Below are 18,301 nucleotides of genomic sequence, written 5' to 3'. Positions count from 1 at the left end.
GGTCCGCGTCAACGCGTGCGGATCCGCGTACGGCTACACGGTCATGGTGCGGTCGGTCCGGTACGCGCGCACCCTCACCCGCACTAGGCTCCGCAGGATGGAACGCGCAGACGTACTCAGGCGAGTGATCGGCATCCTCACCGAGGCCCAGGACATCCGCCGGGCCGCCGAGGCCGGGGAGGACGCCGAAGGCCCGGCCGAGACGGCCGGGGTGGCCACACAGCTCCTGAACGAGATGCTGCCGTCGATCAGCGTGCCCGCCGACGCGTCGCCGCAGCAGGTGGCGACCCTGGTGGCCGAGGCGCTCGGCCCGGCCCTGCACACGATGGTCTCCGGATTCAGCCTGGCGTTCACCAGCCTCGCGATCGCGCACGACGGCGGGCGGACGGACGTCTCCTCGATCGAGGTCCTCCAGGAACTCGCCCTGGAGGTCGAGGCCGGCACCTACGACGAAGGCCCTTGGGAGGCGTGACCCGCCCGGCGGGCCTTCGCCCGTCCGAGGACGCCGTCCGTCAGGGGGCGCCGTCAGTCGGCGTCCTCGTCGCGCGGGCGGGACATCTTGCTCTCCTGCCGCCTCCGCAGCTCCTCCGGGGTCTTGCCGGCGACCGGCTTGCTGGCCTCGGGGTGCACCGGGTCCGGACCTGGGTGTTCCTGCGCGTGTTCCCCACGGCCCCCGGCCGGCTGCTGACGCCTGTCCTCCGTACCCTTCATGGCTGACGCTCCCTCGCGGATCCGATCGACGCGGACTTCGGACGTCCTCCACCTACCCCGCAGGGCACCGGCGACACGGGACGACACGACCCGATACGACACGACCGGACTCGTACGTTCCGGCGCGCGTCATCCGGCGCGGCCTGGGAAGATGCGCAGTCATGCCGGAAACGATCAGCAGCATCGCCACCCGTGTCGCACGGCGCCGCCGCGAGCCGGTCGCCGTCCAGGCCCTGCGCTCCACCGCCGCGGCCGTGATCAGCTACGTCGTCGCGCTCCGCCTGAGCAGCGAGCCGAACCCGCTGACCGCCCCGCTGACGGCCCTGCTCGTCGTCCAGGTCACGCTCTACTCCACGTTGACCACCAGCATCCGCCGGGTGAACTCGGTGGTCGTCGGCGTCCTGATCGCCATCGGTTTCAGCGCGCTGGTCGGCCTCACCTGGTGGAGCCTCGGCCTGCTGATCCTGGCCTCCCTGGTGGTGGGCCACCTGGTGCGCGTGGACGAGTTCGTGCCCGAGGTCGCGATCAGCGCGATGCTCGTCCTCGGCGTCACCCAGGTGGCCGACACCGCCTGGGACCGGGTGCTGGAAACCGTCATCGGAGCGGTGGTCGGGCTGCTGGTCAACCTCCTCCTGGCGCCACCCCTGTGGATCGGCCCGGCGGGCGAAGCCATCACCGATCTCGCCCTGCGCATGAGCCGCCTGCTCGACCACCTCGGCGAGGAACTCCCGGGCCCGGGCCGGGTGGAACGGGCCGCCGCCCGGCTGCACGAGGCACGTCGCCTCGACAACGACATCGCGCAGGTGGACACCGCGCTGAGGCAGGCCGAGGACAGCCTCCGGCTCAATCCGCGGGTCAAGGAGGGCCTGCTCTTCAGGCTGGTGCTGCGCACGGGCCTGGATACGCTGGAGATCTGCGCGGTGGTGCTCCGTGTGGCCAGCCGGACCCTCACCGACCTGGCCAAGGCCCGCCCGGACGGCCCGCTCTTCGAACCCGAGACCGCCGCCGCGCTGCGCGAGGTGCTGCGGCACACCGCGGTCGCCGTGGAGAGCTTCGCCCAGCTGATCACCGCCCAGGTGAGCGCCAACGCCGAAGAGGCCGAGGCCCGCCTGACCGGGGAGCTGGCCGTGGCCCGCGTCCACCGCGACCGGCTCGCGGACCTGCTGCTGGCCTCCGCCCGCGAGGACCCCGAGCACTGGCAGTTGCGGGGCGCGCTGCTCACCGAGATCGACCGGGTCCTCGACGAGCTGGGGGTGGAGAAGCGTTCGCAGCGCCTGCTGGAGGAACTCGACCAGAGCACCCGCACCCGGCACACCGCCGGCCTGCGCCGCCGGCTGCGGACGTGGTCCCGCAGGCGCGGCGGTGCGAAGCAGCCGGGGTGACGAAGGTGGCGTGGTGCGCGAAGGTGGGGGCGTGGTGCGCGAAGGTGGGGGCATGGTGCACGTACTGGGCAGCAGGATCCTGCTGCGACCCACGGACCCCGAGCGCTCGCGCGCGTTCTACGGCGGGACCCTCGGCCTCGCCGTGTACCGCGAGTTCGGTACGGGACCGGACCGCGGCACGGTGTACTTCCTCGGCGGCGGCTTCCTCGAAGTGTCGGGGCGGGCCGACGCGCCGCCCGGGCCGGGCCTGCGACTGTGGCTCCAAGTCGCCGACGTGCAGTCGGCGTACGAGGAGCTGCACAGCCGCGGCGCCGAAGTGCTGCGGCCTCCGGTGCGCGAACCGTGGGGACTGATCGAGATGTGGATCGCCGACCCCGACGGTGTGCGGATCGCCGTCGTGGAGGTCCCGGAGGACCACCCACTGCGCTACCGCCCCTGAGCGCCGTGCCAGGAGGGTAGGCGTCAGTAGTAGTGCTTGCGGCCTCCCACGGAGTGCCCGACAGCGCCCAGCACCCACAGCACCAGGCCGATGATGACGAGGATCAGGCCGATCGTCCACAGGATGGATATCCCCGTGATGAAGCCGACGATCAGCAGGATGACGCCCAGAACGATCATGACTACCTCCTGGTTCCTGTCGAACCGGTATGCAGGGCGTCTACCACGGTTATGCGTACTTATGCCTGTTTCACCCCAGGTGTTGTGCGTCAGTCGACCCGGGGCGGCAGACCTGCGAGGCCCGTGTCGCGCATGACGCGGTCGACGGTCTCGGCGAGGGCGCTGTCCGCTCCGACGACGGTCTCGACCCCACCGGGCAGGAGGTCGCGTTCGCGGTACCAGTCGCGCAGTTCCAGCTCGGTGACCTGGGCCAGGTAGTCGGGATCCGCCTTCGAGGCGTGGCGGGCCAGGGTCTCCTCGATCGGGATGTCGAGGTAGTAGCAGCGCGAGACACCGCGGTGGTCGCGGAGCAGGCCCGCGAGCATGTCGCCGTACCGGTCGGCGTACAGGATGCCCTCGACCACCACGTGGTAGCCCGCGTCCAACGCGTAACGTGCGACCCTGTCGATCAGCCCGATGTTGGCGCCGCCGGGCACGTCGCGCTCCCTCAGTACGGTCCGCCGCAGGTTGTCCTGGGCGACCAGGGCCAGGCCGCGGCCGAACCGGGCGCGGATCCCCGCCGCCACCGAGGACTTGCCCGACGCCGAGTTCCCCCGGACGACCACGAGCCGGGTCTCTTCGCTCCCCAGGGGCGGGGGCAGGGGCACGCTACCGGCTCCCCTCGTGCGGGGGCGGCCGGTTCGCGTCGGCGGCCGCCGGGCCGGCGAGGAACTCGGTTCGGCCGGGGCCCGGTTCGCCGTCCCGGTGGTCCACGGGGTCGCCCGCCCGCTGGAAGTGGACGGCCGCGGGGAGGCCGGCCCCGTAGGCGTCCAGGCCCGCCCGGCAGTACGCGACCATCGGCGCCGGCAGCGCGTCCAGCGCGTACCAGCCCATGCCGTCGCACCGGTCCGGCTCCATGATCCGGGGCAGGCCGGACCACCTGCGGACCTCGAAGAAGACGCCGAGGCGGGACGACGAGCCCAGCGGGGGACGGTGGTGCACGGTGACCGCCGCCCGCACGTCCGGTGTGTCGATGAGGATCCCGGTCTCCTCGCGGGCCTCCCGGATCACCGCCTCGACGAAGTCCTCCTCCGCCTCCAGATGGCCGGACGGCAGGTGCCACATCCCGGTCGCGTAGACCGGTCCGGCCCGCCGCGACAGCAGGACCTCGGGGCCGCGCTCACCGTCGCGGCGCAGCAGGAGGTGCACGTCGAGCGGCAGCGTGTGCCTGCGCGCGGCGGTCATCCGGCACTCCCGGGGCCGTCCCAGCCGAGTTCGGTGTACGGGCGTCCGGCGCGGATGCCCTCGACCGCGGCCCGGGTGTAGGGGACGATCGGGTCCGGCAGCGCGTCGAGCGGCCACCATGTCCACGCCACGCACCGGTCGGGTTCGAGCAGTTGCGGCTCGCCGAGCCAGCGCCGGGCCCGGAAGACCAGCTGCATGCGCGGCCGGGCGCCCGGCCGGTCCACGACGTGCACCAGGTGGACGAGGTCGACGTCGGCCGGGTCGACGACGAGCCCGGCCTCCTCCCGCGCCTCCCTCACCAGGCAGCTCACGGCGGACTCCTGCTCGCAGTGCCCGGCGAGGAAATGGTGGGTGGAGGCCGCGTAGGCGGAGTCGGGGTGCCGCAGCCCGAGCAGGACCTCGCCGTCGCGTTCCAGGTAGAGGTGGACGCCGACGATGTGGGGGACCGCCGCGTTCGCGGCCCCGGCGCGGGGGGCCGGCTCCGGGCTGTGGTCCTCGGCGTGCCGGCGGACCAGGTCGAGGGTCGAGGGGTTCATGCGCAGACGGGACATGGTCTGCGGTTCGTGCCAGGCGAGCATGATCCCCTCAGCCAGGGTGAGGGCGCCGGGGTCGCCGTTCCAACGGGCGGTGAAGATCTGCACGGGGACGGTGGTGCCGTCGGTCCCGATGACGTGTTCCACGGCGTACGGTTGCACGGTGACGGGTTCGAGTCCGGCCTCCTCCCGCAACTCCCGGCGGACGGTGTCCTCCAGCGAGGCGTCCTGCGGCTCACGGCCGCCGCCGAGCAGGGCCCAGGCCCCCGGCTCCCAGATGTTTGGCACGTCGTCCCTCAGGTGGAGCAGGTAGCGGCCGGCGCCGTCGTGGATCAACGCCGAGGCGTTCACCGGCCGGGCCCGGCCGTCGAGTCCCGACTCCAGCAGCCTGGCCCGCAGGGCGGGTGAGCCGACCTCCTCGAAGGGGAGCCACCCGGCCCCCAGGGCCGCCCCTTCGGCGTGCGGCGCCGGGTCGGCGTCCCCGTCGGCCAGGTGGAAGGCCATGCGGAAGTCGTAGTGCAGGCGGGCCGGTTCGCCCCGGGCCGGCCCCGCCCCGACGGCGCGGACGCCGATGTGGACGGGCACGCCCCGGTACTCGGCGGTGTGGCAGAGGGCCGCGGGCGGGATCCCCGCCCCCTCCCGGACTCCGCGCAGGGCCGCGGCCAGGAGGGTACGGTCGTCCGGCTCGACGGGCTCGCCCGGTAGGCGGAGCGTGCCGTCGGCCCCGTGGTGGACGTGCAGCACGCGCCGGCGGCGGTCGACCACGACGGCACTGCACGTGATGCGCCCGGGCACGGCCGACCGGCCGGCGGGATCGGCCCCGGCGTCGAGGGCCGTCAACAGGTCGCGGAGCGCGCCGCGTTCGCCGGGATGGCGTTCGAGGTAGGTGGCGACGGCGTCGCGGACGTGGGAGCGGATGGGCGGCACGTGAACCTCGCAGTTCCGGGAGAGGGCCGGCTCCAAGAATGGCTCGGGAGCGGGCCCGTCACGGCCGTTCCGGGAGCGGTCACCCGCGCGGGGGTTGTGCCGCGGCCCCGCAACTCCCGCCCACCCGCTCAAGCGAGGTCAGCCTTGCCTAAAATGTTCTGGAATGCGGGGGCAGGAAGAAGAGCATCCGTGTGCTGGCGGCAGTGGCCGCCGGCTTGGCCCTCGCCCGGCCCGGCACCCCCGCGACGCCCGCCGCGGCCCAGGCCGCACCCGCCGGGGACACCGCCAGGCTCGAACTCCCGCGCCCCACCGGTGCCTTCGCGGCGCATCGGCATCGGCCGCCGGGCGGCCGCCGGGCTGTTCCGCCTGCTCAGCCTCGGCGCCCCCGCGTGCTCCGTGGCCCGGCTGCGGTCCGCACCATAGGGCTCCGGCGCGGCGTCAGTCGCCGTGGCGGAAGCTCCAGGCCTCGATGTCGCGGTAGTGGATCGGGCCCGGGCCGCGGCCGATGTTGCTGCCGACCAGGTGCAGGCGGGCGGTCCGCCACCGGCGGCCGGAGAACGCGCCGAGCCCGGCGGCGGCCTCCACCACGCACGCGGGATCGTTTCGGCGGGTCCGGGCGAGGGTGAGATGGGGGCGCAGCGGCCGGTCCTCGAAGGGGACACCGCACTCCTTGACCGTGGCGCGCACCTCGGAGGCCAGCAGGTGCAGGCCTTCGAGGTCCCCGTCGACACCGCTCCACAGCACCCGCTCGTCGAAGTGGCCGCCGCCGCTCAGCCCCAGTTCGAGGGGGCGGCGGGCCGCCGCCAGGTCGGCGAGCGGCGGCCGCAGGAGGGGAACGGTCCCGACCGGCAGCTCCCCGAGGAACGCCAGGGTGATGTGCCAGTCCTCGATGCGGTTCCACCGCATGCCCGGGTACGCCGCGTAGGCGGGCCGCAGCGCCCGCGCGAGCTCCTCCTTGGCGTCGTCGGGCGGGGCGAGCGCTATGAACACACGAACGGTCGAGGGCTGGATCTGTTCCTTCACAGAAGTCTTCGTACCGCACGACGCGTGCTCCGGTCATCTTTGCGGCCCGCACCCCGGGCAGGGCGCCGCTCAGTCGACGAGCACGCCCGGGTTGAGGATGCCCCGCGGGTCGAGCGCGCCCTTCGCGGCGCGCAGCGCGAGGGCGAAGGGGTCGGGGCGCTGGAGGTCGTAGCCGGGGCGGTGGTCCCGGCCGACGGCGTGGTGGTGGGTGATCGTGGCCCGGTGGCGGTGCAGGACGTCGCCCGCCACGGCCTTGAGGTCGTCCCAGAAGGCCACCTCGTCGCCGGGGCGGCCCGCCGCGAGGACGGTGAAGTACGGGGCCGCGCCGTCGGGATACACGTGCGTCAGACGGCAGTTGACGGTCGCCGGGTGGCCGGAGCCCTTGAGCGCCGCCTCCCCGACCTCCTTGCGGACCGCTTCGATCAGGCCGGGGATCCGGTCCCAGGTGGCCGCCGTCTCGAAGGTCTCCGCGACGGCCCCCATCCTGGCCAGGCCGTCGCGGAGGTAGGGCATCCGCAGGAAGGCCGAGCGCCAGGCGCGCACTGCTGCGTCGGCGTCCCCGCCCTCCGTGCCTCCCGCGGCCGCCGTGGCGGCGGACGCGGCGGCGGGCCGGCCGCCGTGGGACCGGGCCAGCTCGACGGCCTGCCCGAGCCGGGCGGTGACCGCTCCGTCCGCGGACTCGAACCCCAGGACGAGGACGGCGGAGCCGTCGTGGGAGGCACCCGCCAGCGCCGCCTCCCCGGCGTCGAGCAGCCGGCAGTTGGCGGGGAACAGGTCCGACTGCGCGATGGCGCGCACCGCTTCCAGCGCGGCGTGGAAGTCGCCGAAGGCGAGGGAGGCGGACGCCTTGTGGGCGGGACGTTCCTGCAGCCGCACCCACGCCTCGGTGATGACCCCGAGCGCCCCCTCGGAGCCGAGGAACAACCGGTCGGGGGAGGGGCCCGCGCCGGACGCGGGAAGCCGCCACGAGGCGCTGGTGCCGGCCGGCGTGACCACGCGCAGGGACTGGACGAAGTCGTCGATGTGCGTGCGCCCGGTGGCGTAGTGGCCGCCGGCCCGGGTGGCGAGCCAGCCGCCCAGCGTGGAGAACTCGAAGCTCTGCGGGAAATGCCGCAGGGTCAGCCCGTGGGGCCGCAGCTGGTCCTCCAGGGCCGGGCCGAGGGCGCCGGCCTGGATGCGCGCCGCCCGGCCGGCGGCGTCGACCTCCAGGACGCGGTCCATGGCGGTCAGGTCGAGGGACAGCACGGCGCGATGGGCGTCGCCGCGGTACTCCACTCCGCCCGAGACCGAGGAGCCGCCGCCGTACGGGACGACCGCGACCTGCTCCTCGCCGGCCCAGTCCAGCAGGTCGGCCACCTCGCGCTCGTCCGTCGGGCGCGCGACCAGGTCGGGGATGCGGCCGGGGCGTCCGCGCAGGGCGCGCACGACATCGCGGTAGGCCTTGCCCATGGCGTGGGCGGCGCGGTCCTCGGGCTCGGCCGTGACCAGGTGTGCCAGGCTCGCCGGGGGCTCTGCGGCGGGCCGCCCGACGGCCAGGTCCCGGACGTGCGGGACGGGCAGCGGGTGGGCGAGGGTGCCCGGTATCAGGGCGCCCATCGCGGCGCATTCCGCGTCGTCGGGGTGCGCGTCGGCCCACCCCCACCCCCACCAGGACCGGGTGCGCGCGGCGGAGGTCGGCTGTGGCGTCGTACCGGGCATGGGGGCGCTCCAGAGGTCGCGGTGCAGGAACTTACCTTGCGGTAAATTACTTACTGATAATATCCGGCCATGGCAACCCCACGCTCGAAAGCCGGTACCAAGGGAGTCCCGCGGCAGCACCGCCAGCAGCAGATCCTGGCCGCCGCCACCGAGGAGTTCGGCACCCGCGGCTACGCGGCCGCCTCCCTCGCCGCCATCGCCGAGCGGGTCGGCGTCACCAAGACCCTGCTGCACCAGTACTTCGGCACCAAGGAGGACCTGTACCTCGCCTGCCTGGAGCCCGTCGGGGACCGCCTGCTGGACACGATCCGCACCGCCATGGGCCGGGACGGGACCACCGCGCACACGCCCCTGCGGGTGCTGCAGAGCATCTTCACCGCCCTGGAGGGACAGCGGGAGGCGTGGTTCGTGCTGTACGACACCTCCCTGCCGGCCGACGGCCCGGCCGCCCGCCGGGCCGCGGAGTACTGGTCCGCCGTCGACGGTCTCGCCGCCGGCGGCACCGCCGATCTGCTGCGGGCGACCGGCTCCGGCGACCCCCTGGACGCGGACGCGCTCAAGTACGTCTGGCGGGACCTGGTCGCCACCCTCGTCCGCTGGTGGGTCAAGCACCCCGACGAATCCCCGGAGGCCATGACCCGGCGCTGCGCCCGCCTCTTCGCGGCCGCCGCCGCCCTCACGCCCGACCCGGCCGGCCCGGCGGATCCGCTCCGCTGACACGCGTCCGACCCGCCCGCGCTCTCGTCGGCCCTGCGTGCGGCCGGCCGCCGACGCGTGCCGCCGCCCCGACAGGGTCAGCCTGGACGGGCGCACGCGACGCCGGCCGGGCCGGTCCGCGAGAGGGAGGTCCCGTGGTCGCCGGACTGCGCGTGACGACGGTGGACGCCGGGCCGTTCACCATGCCGAAGAGCGGCCTGCAGTACGGGGCGAGCGGCACGATCACCGTCCCGTCGACGGTGGCCGTCATCGAGCACGCCACCCACGGGCTGGTCCTCTTCGACACGGGCATCAACCACCGCGTGGCCGACCCCGAGGCCGCCGAAGCCCACTGGGGACCGGGCCGGCGCACCGCGTACGGCGCCGAGGGGTTCACCAGGGCCCACGCCGTCGACGCACAGCTGGAACGCCTCGGCTACCGGCTCGAAGACGTCCGCTACGTCGTCTACTCCCACCTGCACCTCGACCACGCCGGCGGGATGACCCACTTCCCGCACGCCGTACACGTCGCCCAGCACGAGGAACTGCGCCACGCCTGGTGGCCCGACCGCTGGACCGCCCGCGGCTACGCGTTCCACGACCACGCGGCCGGCCGGGACTACGACTTCCCCGAACTGCGGGGCGACAGCGACCTGTTCGAGGACGGCACGCTCACCATCGTGCGCACCGCCGGCCACACCCCCGGCCACCAGAGCATCGTCCTGGACCTCGACCACCACGGACGGATCGCCCTCATGGGCGACGCCGCGCACCTCCAGAAGAGCCTGGAGCAGGACCTCCCCATGCCCAGCGACTGGAACGTCCAGGAGAAACTGCTCACCCACGGCCGCCTGCGCGCGCTCTCCCGGGCCGGCATCCGGGTCTTCCTCTCCCACGACCCGGACCACTTCGCCGCCCTCCCGCACGACGGCGACTTCTGGGACTGAGTCCCGCATCCGCACGTCACACGTCCGGGAACACCGGCTCGACGGCCAGGGTGGGGGCGATGGTCCGCCAGATCGTCGAGCGGGCCGCCGCCAGGTCCACCCGGGGGTCGTCGAGCATCAGGCGGATGCCCAGGCCGTCGCACAGGGCCAGTACGAGGGTGCTCAGCGCCGCGACGTCGCACTCGGCGAACTCGCCCGACCTGATGCCGCGTTCCACGGCCCCGCCGACCCACGCGTGCAGCTGGTCGTACAGGTCGACGGCCAGGTGCCGGGCCGCCGCGTCCCGCTGGGCGCGCACCCACAGCTCCTGCCACAGCTTCCAGTCCTGGCGCAGCTCCGCGTCGCTGGGCAGCATGCTGCGCAGGATGCGGGCCAGGACGACGGACGCGGGCACCGAGTCGGCGACGCCCTCGGTGTCCGTACCCGTCTGGGCGAAGGAGTGCGTCATGGCCTCCGCGAAGAGCTTCTCGCGGGTGTCGAAGTGGTAGTGCAGCAGGGCCTTCGACACCCCGGCGTGCTCGGCGACCTTGCGCATGCTGACGTTCTCGAAGCCGATGTCGGCGATGACCTCGCACGCGGCCGTGAGGATTCGCTCACGCGTCTCGAGTGCGCGCTCGGCCTTGGTCACGTTGGCTGCTCCCCGTCTCGACGCCCGCTCACCGGGCGAGCGGGGGGCCCGGCTGCCGTGGCCGCCCCACCCCCATCCTCGCTCATCGCACCGCCCCCGTGGGCGCCGTAGGTGTGGAACCCGCGGCCCGTCTTGCGGCCCAGCCGCCCCGCGTCGACCATCCGGGCCAGCAGCGGCGGCGGTGCGTACGACGGCTCCCGGTACTCCGCGTACATCGACCGGGCGATGGCCTGCACGGTGTCCAGCCCGATCAGGTCGGCCAGGGCGAGCGGGCCCAGCGGGTGCGCACACCCGAGCGTCATGCCCCGGTCGATGTCCTCGGCCGACGCCGTCCCGCGCTCGGCCATGCGCACGGCGGCCAGCAGGTACGGCACGAGCAGCGCGTTCACGACGAACCCGGCCCGGTCCTGGGCGCGGACGACCTCCTTGCCCAGGACCTCGGAGGCGAACGCGTGCGCCCGCCGGACGGTCTCCGCGCCGGTGAGCAGGGACGGCACCAGCTCCACCAGGGGGAGCACCGGCACGGGGTTGAAGAAGTGCAGGCCGACGACCTGCTCCGGCCGCGAGATCGCGGCGGCCAGCCGGATGACGGGAAGGGAGGAGGTGTTGGTCGCCAGGACGGCGTCCCGCCGCTCCACCACCCGGTCGATCAGGTCGAAGACCTCCAGCTTCGCCCGTTCGTCCTCGGCGACCGCCTCGACCACGAGGTCCCGGTCCGCGAGCCGCGCCGGGTCCGTCGTCACCGCGATCCGGCCGACGGCGGCGTCCCGTTCGGCGGCGGTCAGCCGTCCGGACGCCGCCGCGCGGCCCAGAGAGCGGGTGATCCGCTCCCGGCCGGCGGCCGCGGCCGTACGGGTCGTCTCCACCACCACGACGTCGCGTCCGGCCCGGGCGCAGACCTCGGCGATGCCGGATCCCATCAGCCCGCAGCCCACGACCCCGACCCGCTCGACATCGGTCATCGACCCGTCCTCCCTCCTGCGTGTGCGTGTGCGTGCGTGCTTGCGCCGGTGCCCCTGTGCGAGCCGTGGTCCGGGGCGGCAACCGCGGGCGCCGCCCCGGACCACGGGCACGGCTCATCCCGCGGACGGCATCCGCAGGACGCCCGTACCGCGCTTGACGAGTTCGCCCGCGACGATCAGGCGCTGGATCTCGGAGGTGCCCTCCCAGATCCGGTCCACGCGCAGCTCGCGGTAGAGACGCTCGACCGGGTACGAGCGGTCGTAGCCGCGGCCGCCGAAGATCTGCAGGCACCGGTCGACCACCCGGCCGGAGGCCTCGCTCGCCGCCAGCTTGGCGATGGCGGCCTTGGCGTGCAGCGTCTTGCGGTCGGCCACGCCCTCGTCGACCTCCCAGGCGACCTGGTGGGTGTAGGCGCGGTTGACGGCGATGTCGACCGCACAGTCGGCGAGCATGCCCTGGACGAGTTGGAAGTCGGCGATGGGGGAGCCGAACTGGCGCCGTTCGACAGCCCAGTCCCGGGCCAGCTCCAGGGCCCGCTCCGCAGCGCCGATGGTGCGTGCGGCGATCATCAGCCGCTCCTCGGTGAACCAGGAACGCGTGATGTCGTAGCCCTGGCCCACCTCGCCGAGCACCGCGTCCTCCGGGACGAACACCTCGGTGAAGGTGAACTCGGGGTGCTCGTAGACGAAGGTGTGCATCCAGCGCGGCACCCGGGTCATCTCGATGCCCGGCGTGTCCTTGTCGACGAGGAAGAGCGTCGGCGCGCGCTCCTCCCCGGCGGCGGCCAGCACGATCATGAAGTCGGCGTGGTCCCCGACCGTGACGAACCACTTCTCGCCGTTCAGCACCCAGCCGCCGTCGGCCCGCGTCGCCGTCGTCCGGATGCTCTGCGGGTCGGAGCCCGCCTCGGGCTCGCTCACCGCGTAGCAGTCCCGGCGCCGGCCCCGGATCACGGGCACGAGGTAGCGCTCGCGCTGTTCGGGCGTGCAGAAGGACAGTGCGTTGGCCGGCCGCCACACCATGTCCCACAGCGCGCCGGTGAGCCGTCCGAGTTCGGCCTGGACGGTGACCTGCTCCAGGATGGTGAGCCCGGCCCCGCCCCACTCCGCCGGCATGTTGACGGCCTGCAGCCCGCTGTCGAGGACGGCGTCGCGGATCTCGGTGTGCGCCTGCGGGGGCAGGCCGTTGTTCTCCTCGCAGTCGAGCTCGTACTTCATGATGAACTCGGTGAGTGCGCGCGCCGCGCTCCGCAGCTCTTCCTGACGGGCGGTGAGACGGAAGTCCATGTGCTGTCTGTCCTCTGGGTCGTGGTGGGGGAGCGGTCGTTCGGAAGGGACGCAGGGCAGGCCGTCAGGAGCCGGGCAGCGCGAGGGCCCGCGTACCGCGCTTGATCAGCTCGTTGGCGATGATCAGGCGCTGGATCTCGGAGGTGCCCTCCCAGATCCGGTCCACGCGCAGCTCGCGGTACATGCGCTCGACCGGGTACGAGCGGTCGTAGCCGCGGCCGCCGAAGATCTGTACGCACCGGTCGACGACCCGCCCGGCCGCCTCGCTCGCCGCGAGCTTCGCCGTCGACGCCTTGGCGTGCAGCGTCTTGCGGTCGGTCTCCGGCCGGTCGGCCTCCCAGGCGACCTGGTGGGTGTAGGCGCGGTTGACGGCGATGTCGACGGCGCAGTCGGCGAGCATGCCCTGGACGAGTTGGAAGTCGGCGACGGGGGAGCCGAACTGGCGTCGTCCGACGGCCCAGTCCCGGGCGAGTTCCAGGGCCCGCTCGGCCGCGCCGACGGTCCGGGCGGCGATCATCAACCGTTCGTCGGTGAACCACTCCTTGGTCAGCTCGTAGCCGTTGCCGACGCCGCCGAGCACGTCCTCGTCGGCGACGAACACATCGGTGAAGGTGAACTCGGGGTGCCCGTTCACCGCGGAGTGCATGAAGCGCGGGACGCGCGTCATCTCGACCCCCGGAGCCTGCTTGTCCACGAAGAACAGCGTCGCCGCCCGTTCGGGCCCCGCGTCCGCCTGCACCAGCAGGAAGTCGGCGATGTCACCACAGGTGACGAACCACTTCTCGCCGCTCAGCAGCCAGCCGCCGTCCGTCCGGGTCGCGGTGCTCGTGCCCGATCCGGGGTCGGAGCCCGCCCCGGGCTCGGTCACCGCGAACGCGTCGAACCGCTCGCCCCGGATCACCGGCAGCAGGTACTTCTCCCGCTGCGCCCGGGTGCCGTACGCGAGGACGTTCGCGGGCCGCCAGGGGATGTCCCACAGGCAGTTGGTGGCCTTGCCGAACTCCTCCTCGACGATGACCTGGTCGAGCAGGGACAGGCCGGCCCCGCCCCACTCCGCGGGCATGTTGATGGCGTAGACCCCGGCGTCGATCGCGGCGCGGGTCAACTCCCGGACGGTGTCGGCGGGCAGCGGGCCGCCTGCCTCCTCCGACCGGTCCTCGTAGCGCATCAGGAGCCGCGCGTAGCCGGCGGCCCGGGCCTTGAGAGCGGCCTGTTCGGGGGTGTAGCGGAAGTCCATGTGTCCTCCGGGGCACGGGGGTGGGGTGGCGAGCGGTCAGTGCAGGACGGCCCGTGCGTCCAGGGCGAGGGCCCCGTCCGGCCGGACCAGCAGGGGGTTGACCTCCAGCTCGGCGATCTCCGGGTGCGCGGCGGCGGCCGCGGTGATGCGTTCGACGACCCCGGCCGCCGCGGCCACGGCGACGGCCGGCCGGCCGCGTACGCCGTCCAGCAGGGCCGCGCTGCGCAAGCCCCGCAGCAGCTCCTCTGCCCGACCGGCCGGTACGGGCGCCAGGGCGAAGGCGACGTCACGGAGGGTCTCGGTGAGCACCCCGCCGAGCCCGACCATCGCGACCGGCCCGAACCGCGGGTCGCGGTTGACCCCCACGATCAGCTCGACGCCGTCCGTCAGATCGGCCATCGCCTCGACCGAGTAGGCCGGTGCGCCGAGCCGGGCCCGCATCTCCCGGTACGCGGCCAGCAGCGCGGCCCGGTCCGCCAGGCGCAGCGCCACACCGCCCGCGTCGGACTTGTGCAGCAGGTGCAGGGCCTTGAGCACGTACGGACCCTCGAACTCCGCGGCCGCCGCGAGGAGCCCGGCCTCGTCCGTGACCTCGCGCGCCGCCGGGAACGGCACTCCGGCGTCGGCCAGCACCGCCCGTACCGCGTGGTACCCGGGATCCCGCAGCGGCGCGGCTGCGGGCGGCAGCGGCGGCAGGGGGCCGCCGCCCCGGCCGGACGCCGGCCGCCCGGTCATCGCCGCCAGCGCGCGGGCCGCGTCCTCGGTCGCGGAGAACACCGGTACCCCCGCCTCGGCCAGCACCCGGCAGCTCGCCGACCGTGGGTACATCGACTGCACGACCAGCGGCTTCGGTACCGTGGCCAGGTGCGCGACGATCTCCTTGGCGGCCCGGGTCTCGCCCTCGGCGAGCACGGAGCCGCCGGCCGCGCCGCCGCCCAGACCGCCGTCGGAGGCCGCGTAGCCGCCGAAGTACCCGGTCATCAGGACGGCGTCGACCTCGTCGCCCGCGAGGAGTTCGCCGACCGTGTCGGCGTACGAGAGCGGACGCTGCTCACCCATGCCCGCCAGGTCGACGGGGTTGCCGACGGAGGACTGCTCCCACAGCACGCTCCGCAGCCGCTCCTGGGTCCGGGCGCCCAGCTCCGGTACGTCCAGCCCGGCGTCCTCGGCCGCGTCGGCGGCGACCGCGCCGTGGCCCCCGCCGTCGGTGAAGACGGCGGTGCGCCGCCCGGCCGTGCGCGGACCCGCGGCCAGCGCGGCCAGCGCGGCCAGTACGACGGTCATCTCCCGCGGAGTGCGGACGAGTTCGACCCCCGCGTCGCGGCAGGCGGCGGACACCACGTCGGCCGAGGTGGTGAGGGCGCCGGTGTGCGACTGGGCGCTGCGCGCGGAGGCGGAGCCCCGGCCGGCCGTCAGCAGCACCACCGGCTTGCCCGCGGCCGCGGCGGCCGCCGCGAAGGCCCGGCCGTCGCCGAAGTCCTCGGCGTACACGGCGATGGCCGAGGTGGCCCGGTGGCGGGCGCAGTCCTCGACGAGGTCGACGAGGGTGACGTCGGCCTGGTTGCCGAGGGAGACGAAGCGGGAGAAGCCCAGTCCGTACGGTTCGCCGCGGAGCTGGAGTTCGAGCGCGAGGTTGCCGCTCTGGCTGAGCAGGGCGATGCCGCCGGGCGCGAACCGGTCCGAGGCGAGGTACAGCTCGGTGGTGTTGTCGGCGATGCCGAGGCAGTTCGGCCCGACCAGGACCGCTCCGGCGGCGCGTACGCGGTCGGCGACCGTCCGCTGCCGGGCCAGTCCCGCCGGGCCGGCCTCGGCGAAGCCCGCGGTGATGGCGACGATCGCCTTCGCCCCGCAGGCCAGGGCTTCGTCGACGGCGGCCTCGAAGCCGGCGGCCGGCACGGAGATCACCACCAGTTCGACGGGTTCGCCGATCGCGGAGAGGGAGGTGGCGGCCGTCCGGCCGAGGACGGTGCCGCCCCGCCGGTTGACCAGGTGCACGGGCCGTCGGCCGGGTGCGCGCAGGGCCTGGGAGGCGACGGCGTGCCCGTACTTCGCCGGATCGTCGCTGGCGCCGACGACGGCGACTGAGGCGGGGTCGAAGAGGGGGGTCAGATCACGTCCCATGTCATCCCTCCACGCGGAGGGCGGAGTTGGGGCAGCTGTCGGCGCAGGCCCGGGCGGTGTCCTCGGCGCCGGGAGGGACGATGACGGCGATGACGTTCGCATAGCCCCATTCGTCGAGTTCGACCAGGTCGGGGGCGTGCTCCTGGCACAGTCCGTAGCCCTGGCAGCGGGTGGAGTCCAGCAGGAGTTTCACGGCGTTCCTTTCAGCGCGGGCAGCGCCGTCGGCAGGGGGACGGGCAGGCGTGCGGGAAGGGGTACGGGAGAGGCGCCCGTCGGAGGGCCCGCGACCTCCGGCACGGCGACGGTGAGGCGGTGGCGGCCCTCCGCGGGCGCGGCGGCCGCGCACACCGGGCACGGCGCGGCGAGATGGGCGCGGACGTGCCCGGGGAAGGCCCGGAGCAGGCTGCCCGCGATGCCGGCGGCGGCGTCGAGCAGCCCGCAGGCCCCGCGCCCGCGCAGGCCCCGCGACCAGCGGTCGAGGCGGTCTGCGGTGTCCGGGCCGGCGGTCCCGGCGGCGAGTGCGTGCAGGGCGTCGCCGACCGCCGAGGTGCCGGAGACGCACACCCCGCACTGCCGGGCGCTCTCGGCCGCGAGGTGGGCGGCCGCATCGGCGGCGCAGGCCACCGGGCACCCGCCGGGGGCGAGGAAGCGGATCGCGCCGCAGCCGAGGGCGGTGCCCGCGGCGGTGAGCGCGCCGGGTTCGAGGGGCAGGTCCAGTGCGCGGGCGTCGACGAGTCCGCCGAACAGTCCGCCCATCAGCGCCCCCGCCGCGTCGGGGACACCGTGCCGGGAGGCCAGGGTGCGCAGCGGGATCCCGTACGGGACTTCGGTGAGCACCGGCCCGGCCGGACCGCCGGAGAGCGTCACCAGGGTGCCGCGGGCGATGTCGAGGCGCAGGTCGGGCCGGGCGGCGGTGAGTGCGATCCGGGCGAGCGTCTCGACGTTGGAGACCAGGGTGGGGGCGCCGCCGACCCCCTGCTCGAACGGGCGGGGCGGCTTGGCGGCGGGGAGGGCCGGTCCGCCGTCGATCCGGCGGACCACAGCCGTCTCCTCGCCGGCGACGTACGTGTGGTCGGTCTCGACGACCTCGACCGGCAGCGGCGGCGGATGCTCGGCGAGGGCCCGGCGCACGCTCTCGCCCGCGGCCGGGTCGGAGAGGTAGACGAAGCCGCGGACCGCGCCGGTGACCGCGGCGGCGCGGGCGAGGCCGTCGAGGACCAGGTGCGGCCGGGCCCGCAGCAGCCAGCGGTCCTTGGCCGAGCCGGGTTCGCCCTCCTCGCCGTTGGCGACGACGACCGGACGGCCGCTGAGCTCGTCGCGGCCTCCGCGGTCGTCGCGGCAGCCGTTGTCGCGTACGGAGCGGAGTTTGACGGCGGCGGGGAAGCCGGCCCCGCCGCGGCCGCGCAGGTCGGAGGCGGCGAGGTGGGCGAGCAGTTCACCGGGGCCGGTGTGCGTGCCGTAGCCGCCCGCGGCGCGGTAGGCGTCGGCGCTCTCGCCGATGTCCGGAGCCGTCCCGAGGACGGTGCCCGGCGGCTGCGCCGCGGGGAGTCGGATCGTGGTCGTGGTCATCGGCTGCCTCCTGTCCGGGTGTGGGTGCGCAGGGCCCGTACGGCGCCCTCCAGCGCGGTGCGGTCCGTCGCGGTGCGGCCGTATCCCGGTCCGGGGAGGCCGATGAGCATGCGGTGGTGGTCGAGGACGACCTCGCCGGCGAGCAGGGCGGCGGCCCGGTCGCCGGTGCGGGACCCGGCGGCGACGCCGGTCACCAGGTCGGTGACCTCGGCGAGGTAGCGCAGCCAGCTGTGCCGGCTGCCGCGCAGGATCAGGCGCTCCACGCGGCGGCGCTCGGCGGGGGCCAGCTCTTCAGCCGTCCGCGGGGTGGCGGTGCCGGGCAATGAGGCGCGCAGGGCGGCGACCGCCGTGGGGAGTTCTCGCTCCGGTTCGGGGGTGAGCCCGAGCCAGTCCAGACGCCGACGACCGCTCATGCGTGCCTCCGGGGGTGGGATGCCGCCGTCGACCCGGCGCCCGGCCGGGAGCCCGGTCGGCGGGGGATCGGGGGATCGAGGGGTGCGGGCCCGGGCGGGGCCGGGACGGGCCGCCCGGTCTGCCTCCGCCCCGGTGAACAGGGCGAACGCGGAGCAGCGCCGGGCGGGCGACAGGAAAGCACGTTTGCTGACCGATCGGTCAGGCAAGAATCACGCTAGCTGACCGATCGGTCAGTGAACAAGTCTTGACCCGGCGGAAACAAGCCAGCAATCTGACTGTCCAATCGGTCAGCCCGGTCCCGGCTTCCGCCCGGACCGCCTGTCC

General features: G+C 74.5%; 20 protein-coding genes. 5 read left to right on the top strand and 15 right to left on the bottom strand.

Annotated features, from left to right (window positions below; genetic code table 11):
* Nucleotides 1-97: 97 nt before the first annotated feature.
* Nucleotides 98-472 (top strand): hypothetical protein, encoded by a 375-nt coding sequence (locus OHA91_RS03900; protein WP_328738588.1) that lies wholly within the window; start codon nt 98-100, stop codon nt 470-472.
* Between the two features lie 53 nt (nt 473-525).
* On the opposite strand, the gene OHA91_RS03895 is transcribed toward OHA91_RS03900, so the two are convergent.
* Entirely contained in the window at nt 526-711 is a 186-nt protein-coding gene (locus tag OHA91_RS03895) for a hypothetical protein (protein ID WP_328738587.1), read from the bottom strand.
* A gap of 161 nt (nt 712-872) precedes the next feature.
* On the opposite strand from OHA91_RS03895, the gene OHA91_RS03890 reads away from it, so the two are divergent.
* Together OHA91_RS03890 and OHA91_RS03885 are read left to right on the top strand one after the other, a co-directional pair.
* Entirely contained in the window at nt 873-2,093 is a 1,221-nt protein-coding gene (locus OHA91_RS03890; RefSeq protein ID WP_328738586.1) for an FUSC family protein, read from the top strand.
* A 52-nt stretch (nt 2,094-2,145) separates the two neighbouring features.
* Nucleotides 2,146-2,532 (top strand): VOC family protein, encoded by a 387-nt coding sequence (locus OHA91_RS03885; protein ID WP_266495321.1) that lies wholly within the window; start codon nt 2,146-2,148, stop codon nt 2,530-2,532.
* A 23-nt stretch (nt 2,533-2,555) separates the two neighbouring features.
* On the opposite strand, the gene OHA91_RS03880 is transcribed toward OHA91_RS03885, so the two are convergent.
* From OHA91_RS03880 to OHA91_RS03855, 6 genes are all read right to left on the bottom strand, one after another.
* Nucleotides 2,556-2,711: a DUF6131 family protein gene (locus OHA91_RS03880; protein WP_266495324.1), complete on the bottom strand. Its 156-nt coding sequence runs from the start codon at nt 2,709-2,711 to the stop codon at nt 2,556-2,558.
* A gap of 89 nt (nt 2,712-2,800) precedes the next feature.
* A complete protein-coding gene (locus OHA91_RS03875) occupies nt 2,801-3,358 on the bottom strand; it encodes an AAA family ATPase (RefSeq protein WP_328738585.1) in 558 nt (185 codons plus the stop codon).
* Nucleotide 3,359: 1 nt separating this feature from the next.
* Nucleotides 3,360-3,935 carry an NUDIX hydrolase gene (locus OHA91_RS03870; protein ID WP_328738584.1) on the bottom strand — a complete coding sequence of 192 codons (576 nt, stop codon included), beginning with the start codon at nt 3,933-3,935 and terminating at the stop codon, nt 3,360-3,362.
* Complete coding sequence (locus OHA91_RS03865; protein WP_328738583.1) at nt 3,932-5,395, bottom strand: NUDIX hydrolase; 1,464 nt, start codon at nt 5,393-5,395, stop codon at nt 3,932-3,934. Before OHA91_RS03865 ends, OHA91_RS03870 begins: the two co-directional genes overlap by 4 nt.
* Before the next feature lie 438 nt (nt 5,396-5,833).
* Nucleotides 5,834-6,418, bottom strand: coding sequence for an RNA 2',3'-cyclic phosphodiesterase (thpR, locus tag OHA91_RS03860; RefSeq protein ID WP_266495392.1), 585 nt, complete (start codon nt 6,416-6,418; stop codon nt 5,834-5,836).
* 69 nt (nt 6,419-6,487) lie between these two features.
* Complete coding sequence (locus OHA91_RS03855; protein ID WP_266495395.1) at nt 6,488-8,116, bottom strand: FAD-binding oxidoreductase; 1,629 nt, start codon at nt 8,114-8,116, stop codon at nt 6,488-6,490.
* Nucleotides 8,117-8,185: 69 nt separating this feature from the next.
* Between OHA91_RS03855 and OHA91_RS03850 the strand changes: the two genes are divergently transcribed.
* Nucleotides 8,186-8,833: a TetR/AcrR family transcriptional regulator gene (locus tag OHA91_RS03850; RefSeq protein WP_328738582.1), complete on the top strand. Its 648-nt coding sequence runs from the start codon at nt 8,186-8,188 to the stop codon at nt 8,831-8,833.
* Between the two features lie 134 nt (nt 8,834-8,967).
* On the top strand, nt 8,968-9,759 hold the full coding sequence (locus OHA91_RS03845; protein ID WP_328738581.1) for an N-acyl homoserine lactonase family protein: 792 nt from the start codon (nt 8,968-8,970) through the stop codon (nt 9,757-9,759).
* Nucleotides 9,760-9,775: 16 nt separating this feature from the next.
* Here the strand turns inward: OHA91_RS03845 and OHA91_RS03840 are convergent, their stop codons facing one another.
* The 8 genes from OHA91_RS03840 to OHA91_RS03805 form a co-directional block, all read right to left on the bottom strand.
* Nucleotides 9,776-10,387 (bottom strand): TetR/AcrR family transcriptional regulator, encoded by a 612-nt coding sequence (locus OHA91_RS03840; protein WP_266495403.1) that lies wholly within the window; start codon nt 10,385-10,387, stop codon nt 9,776-9,778.
* Nucleotides 10,384-11,349, bottom strand: a complete 966-nt coding sequence (locus OHA91_RS03835; RefSeq protein WP_328738580.1) for a 3-hydroxybutyryl-CoA dehydrogenase — start codon at nt 11,347-11,349, stop codon at nt 10,384-10,386. The genes OHA91_RS03840 and OHA91_RS03835 overlap by 4 nt, the downstream gene beginning before the upstream one ends.
* Before the next feature lie 114 nt (nt 11,350-11,463).
* On the bottom strand, nt 11,464-12,636 hold the full coding sequence (locus OHA91_RS03830) for an acyl-CoA dehydrogenase family protein (RefSeq protein WP_266495406.1): 1,173 nt from the start codon (nt 12,634-12,636) through the stop codon (nt 11,464-11,466).
* 64 nt (nt 12,637-12,700) lie between these two features.
* The gene (locus OHA91_RS03825) at nt 12,701-13,873 is read right to left on the bottom strand and encodes an acyl-CoA dehydrogenase family protein (protein WP_328738579.1); all 1,173 of its coding nucleotides are present in this window, start codon (nt 13,871-13,873) and stop codon (nt 12,701-12,703) included.
* Between the two features lie 36 nt (nt 13,874-13,909).
* Nucleotides 13,910-15,994: an acetate--CoA ligase family protein gene (locus OHA91_RS03820; RefSeq protein WP_328738578.1), complete on the bottom strand. Its 2,085-nt coding sequence runs from the start codon at nt 15,992-15,994 to the stop codon at nt 13,910-13,912.
* 1 nt (nt 15,995) lies between these two features.
* Nucleotides 15,996-16,187, bottom strand: coding sequence for a ferredoxin (locus tag OHA91_RS03815; protein ID WP_136228079.1), 192 nt, complete (start codon nt 16,185-16,187; stop codon nt 15,996-15,998).
* Nucleotides 16,184-17,563: an NADH-ubiquinone oxidoreductase-F iron-sulfur binding region domain-containing protein gene (locus tag OHA91_RS03810; protein WP_328738577.1), complete on the bottom strand. Its 1,380-nt coding sequence runs from the start codon at nt 17,561-17,563 to the stop codon at nt 16,184-16,186. The genes OHA91_RS03815 and OHA91_RS03810 overlap by 4 nt, the downstream gene beginning before the upstream one ends.
* The gene (locus OHA91_RS03805) at nt 17,560-17,976 is read right to left on the bottom strand and encodes a hypothetical protein (protein ID WP_328738576.1); all 417 of its coding nucleotides are present in this window, start codon (nt 17,974-17,976) and stop codon (nt 17,560-17,562) included. The genes OHA91_RS03810 and OHA91_RS03805 overlap by 4 nt, the downstream gene beginning before the upstream one ends.
* Between the last annotated feature and the right edge of the window lie 325 nt (nt 17,977-18,301).

Origin of the sequence: Streptomyces erythrochromogenes (genome assembly GCF_036170895.1) — a bacterium.
Taxonomy (GTDB): Bacteria; Actinomycetota; Actinomycetes; order Streptomycetales; family Streptomycetaceae; genus Streptomyces; species Streptomyces erythrochromogenes.
This window is presented reverse-complemented; position numbering and strand designations above follow the sequence as displayed.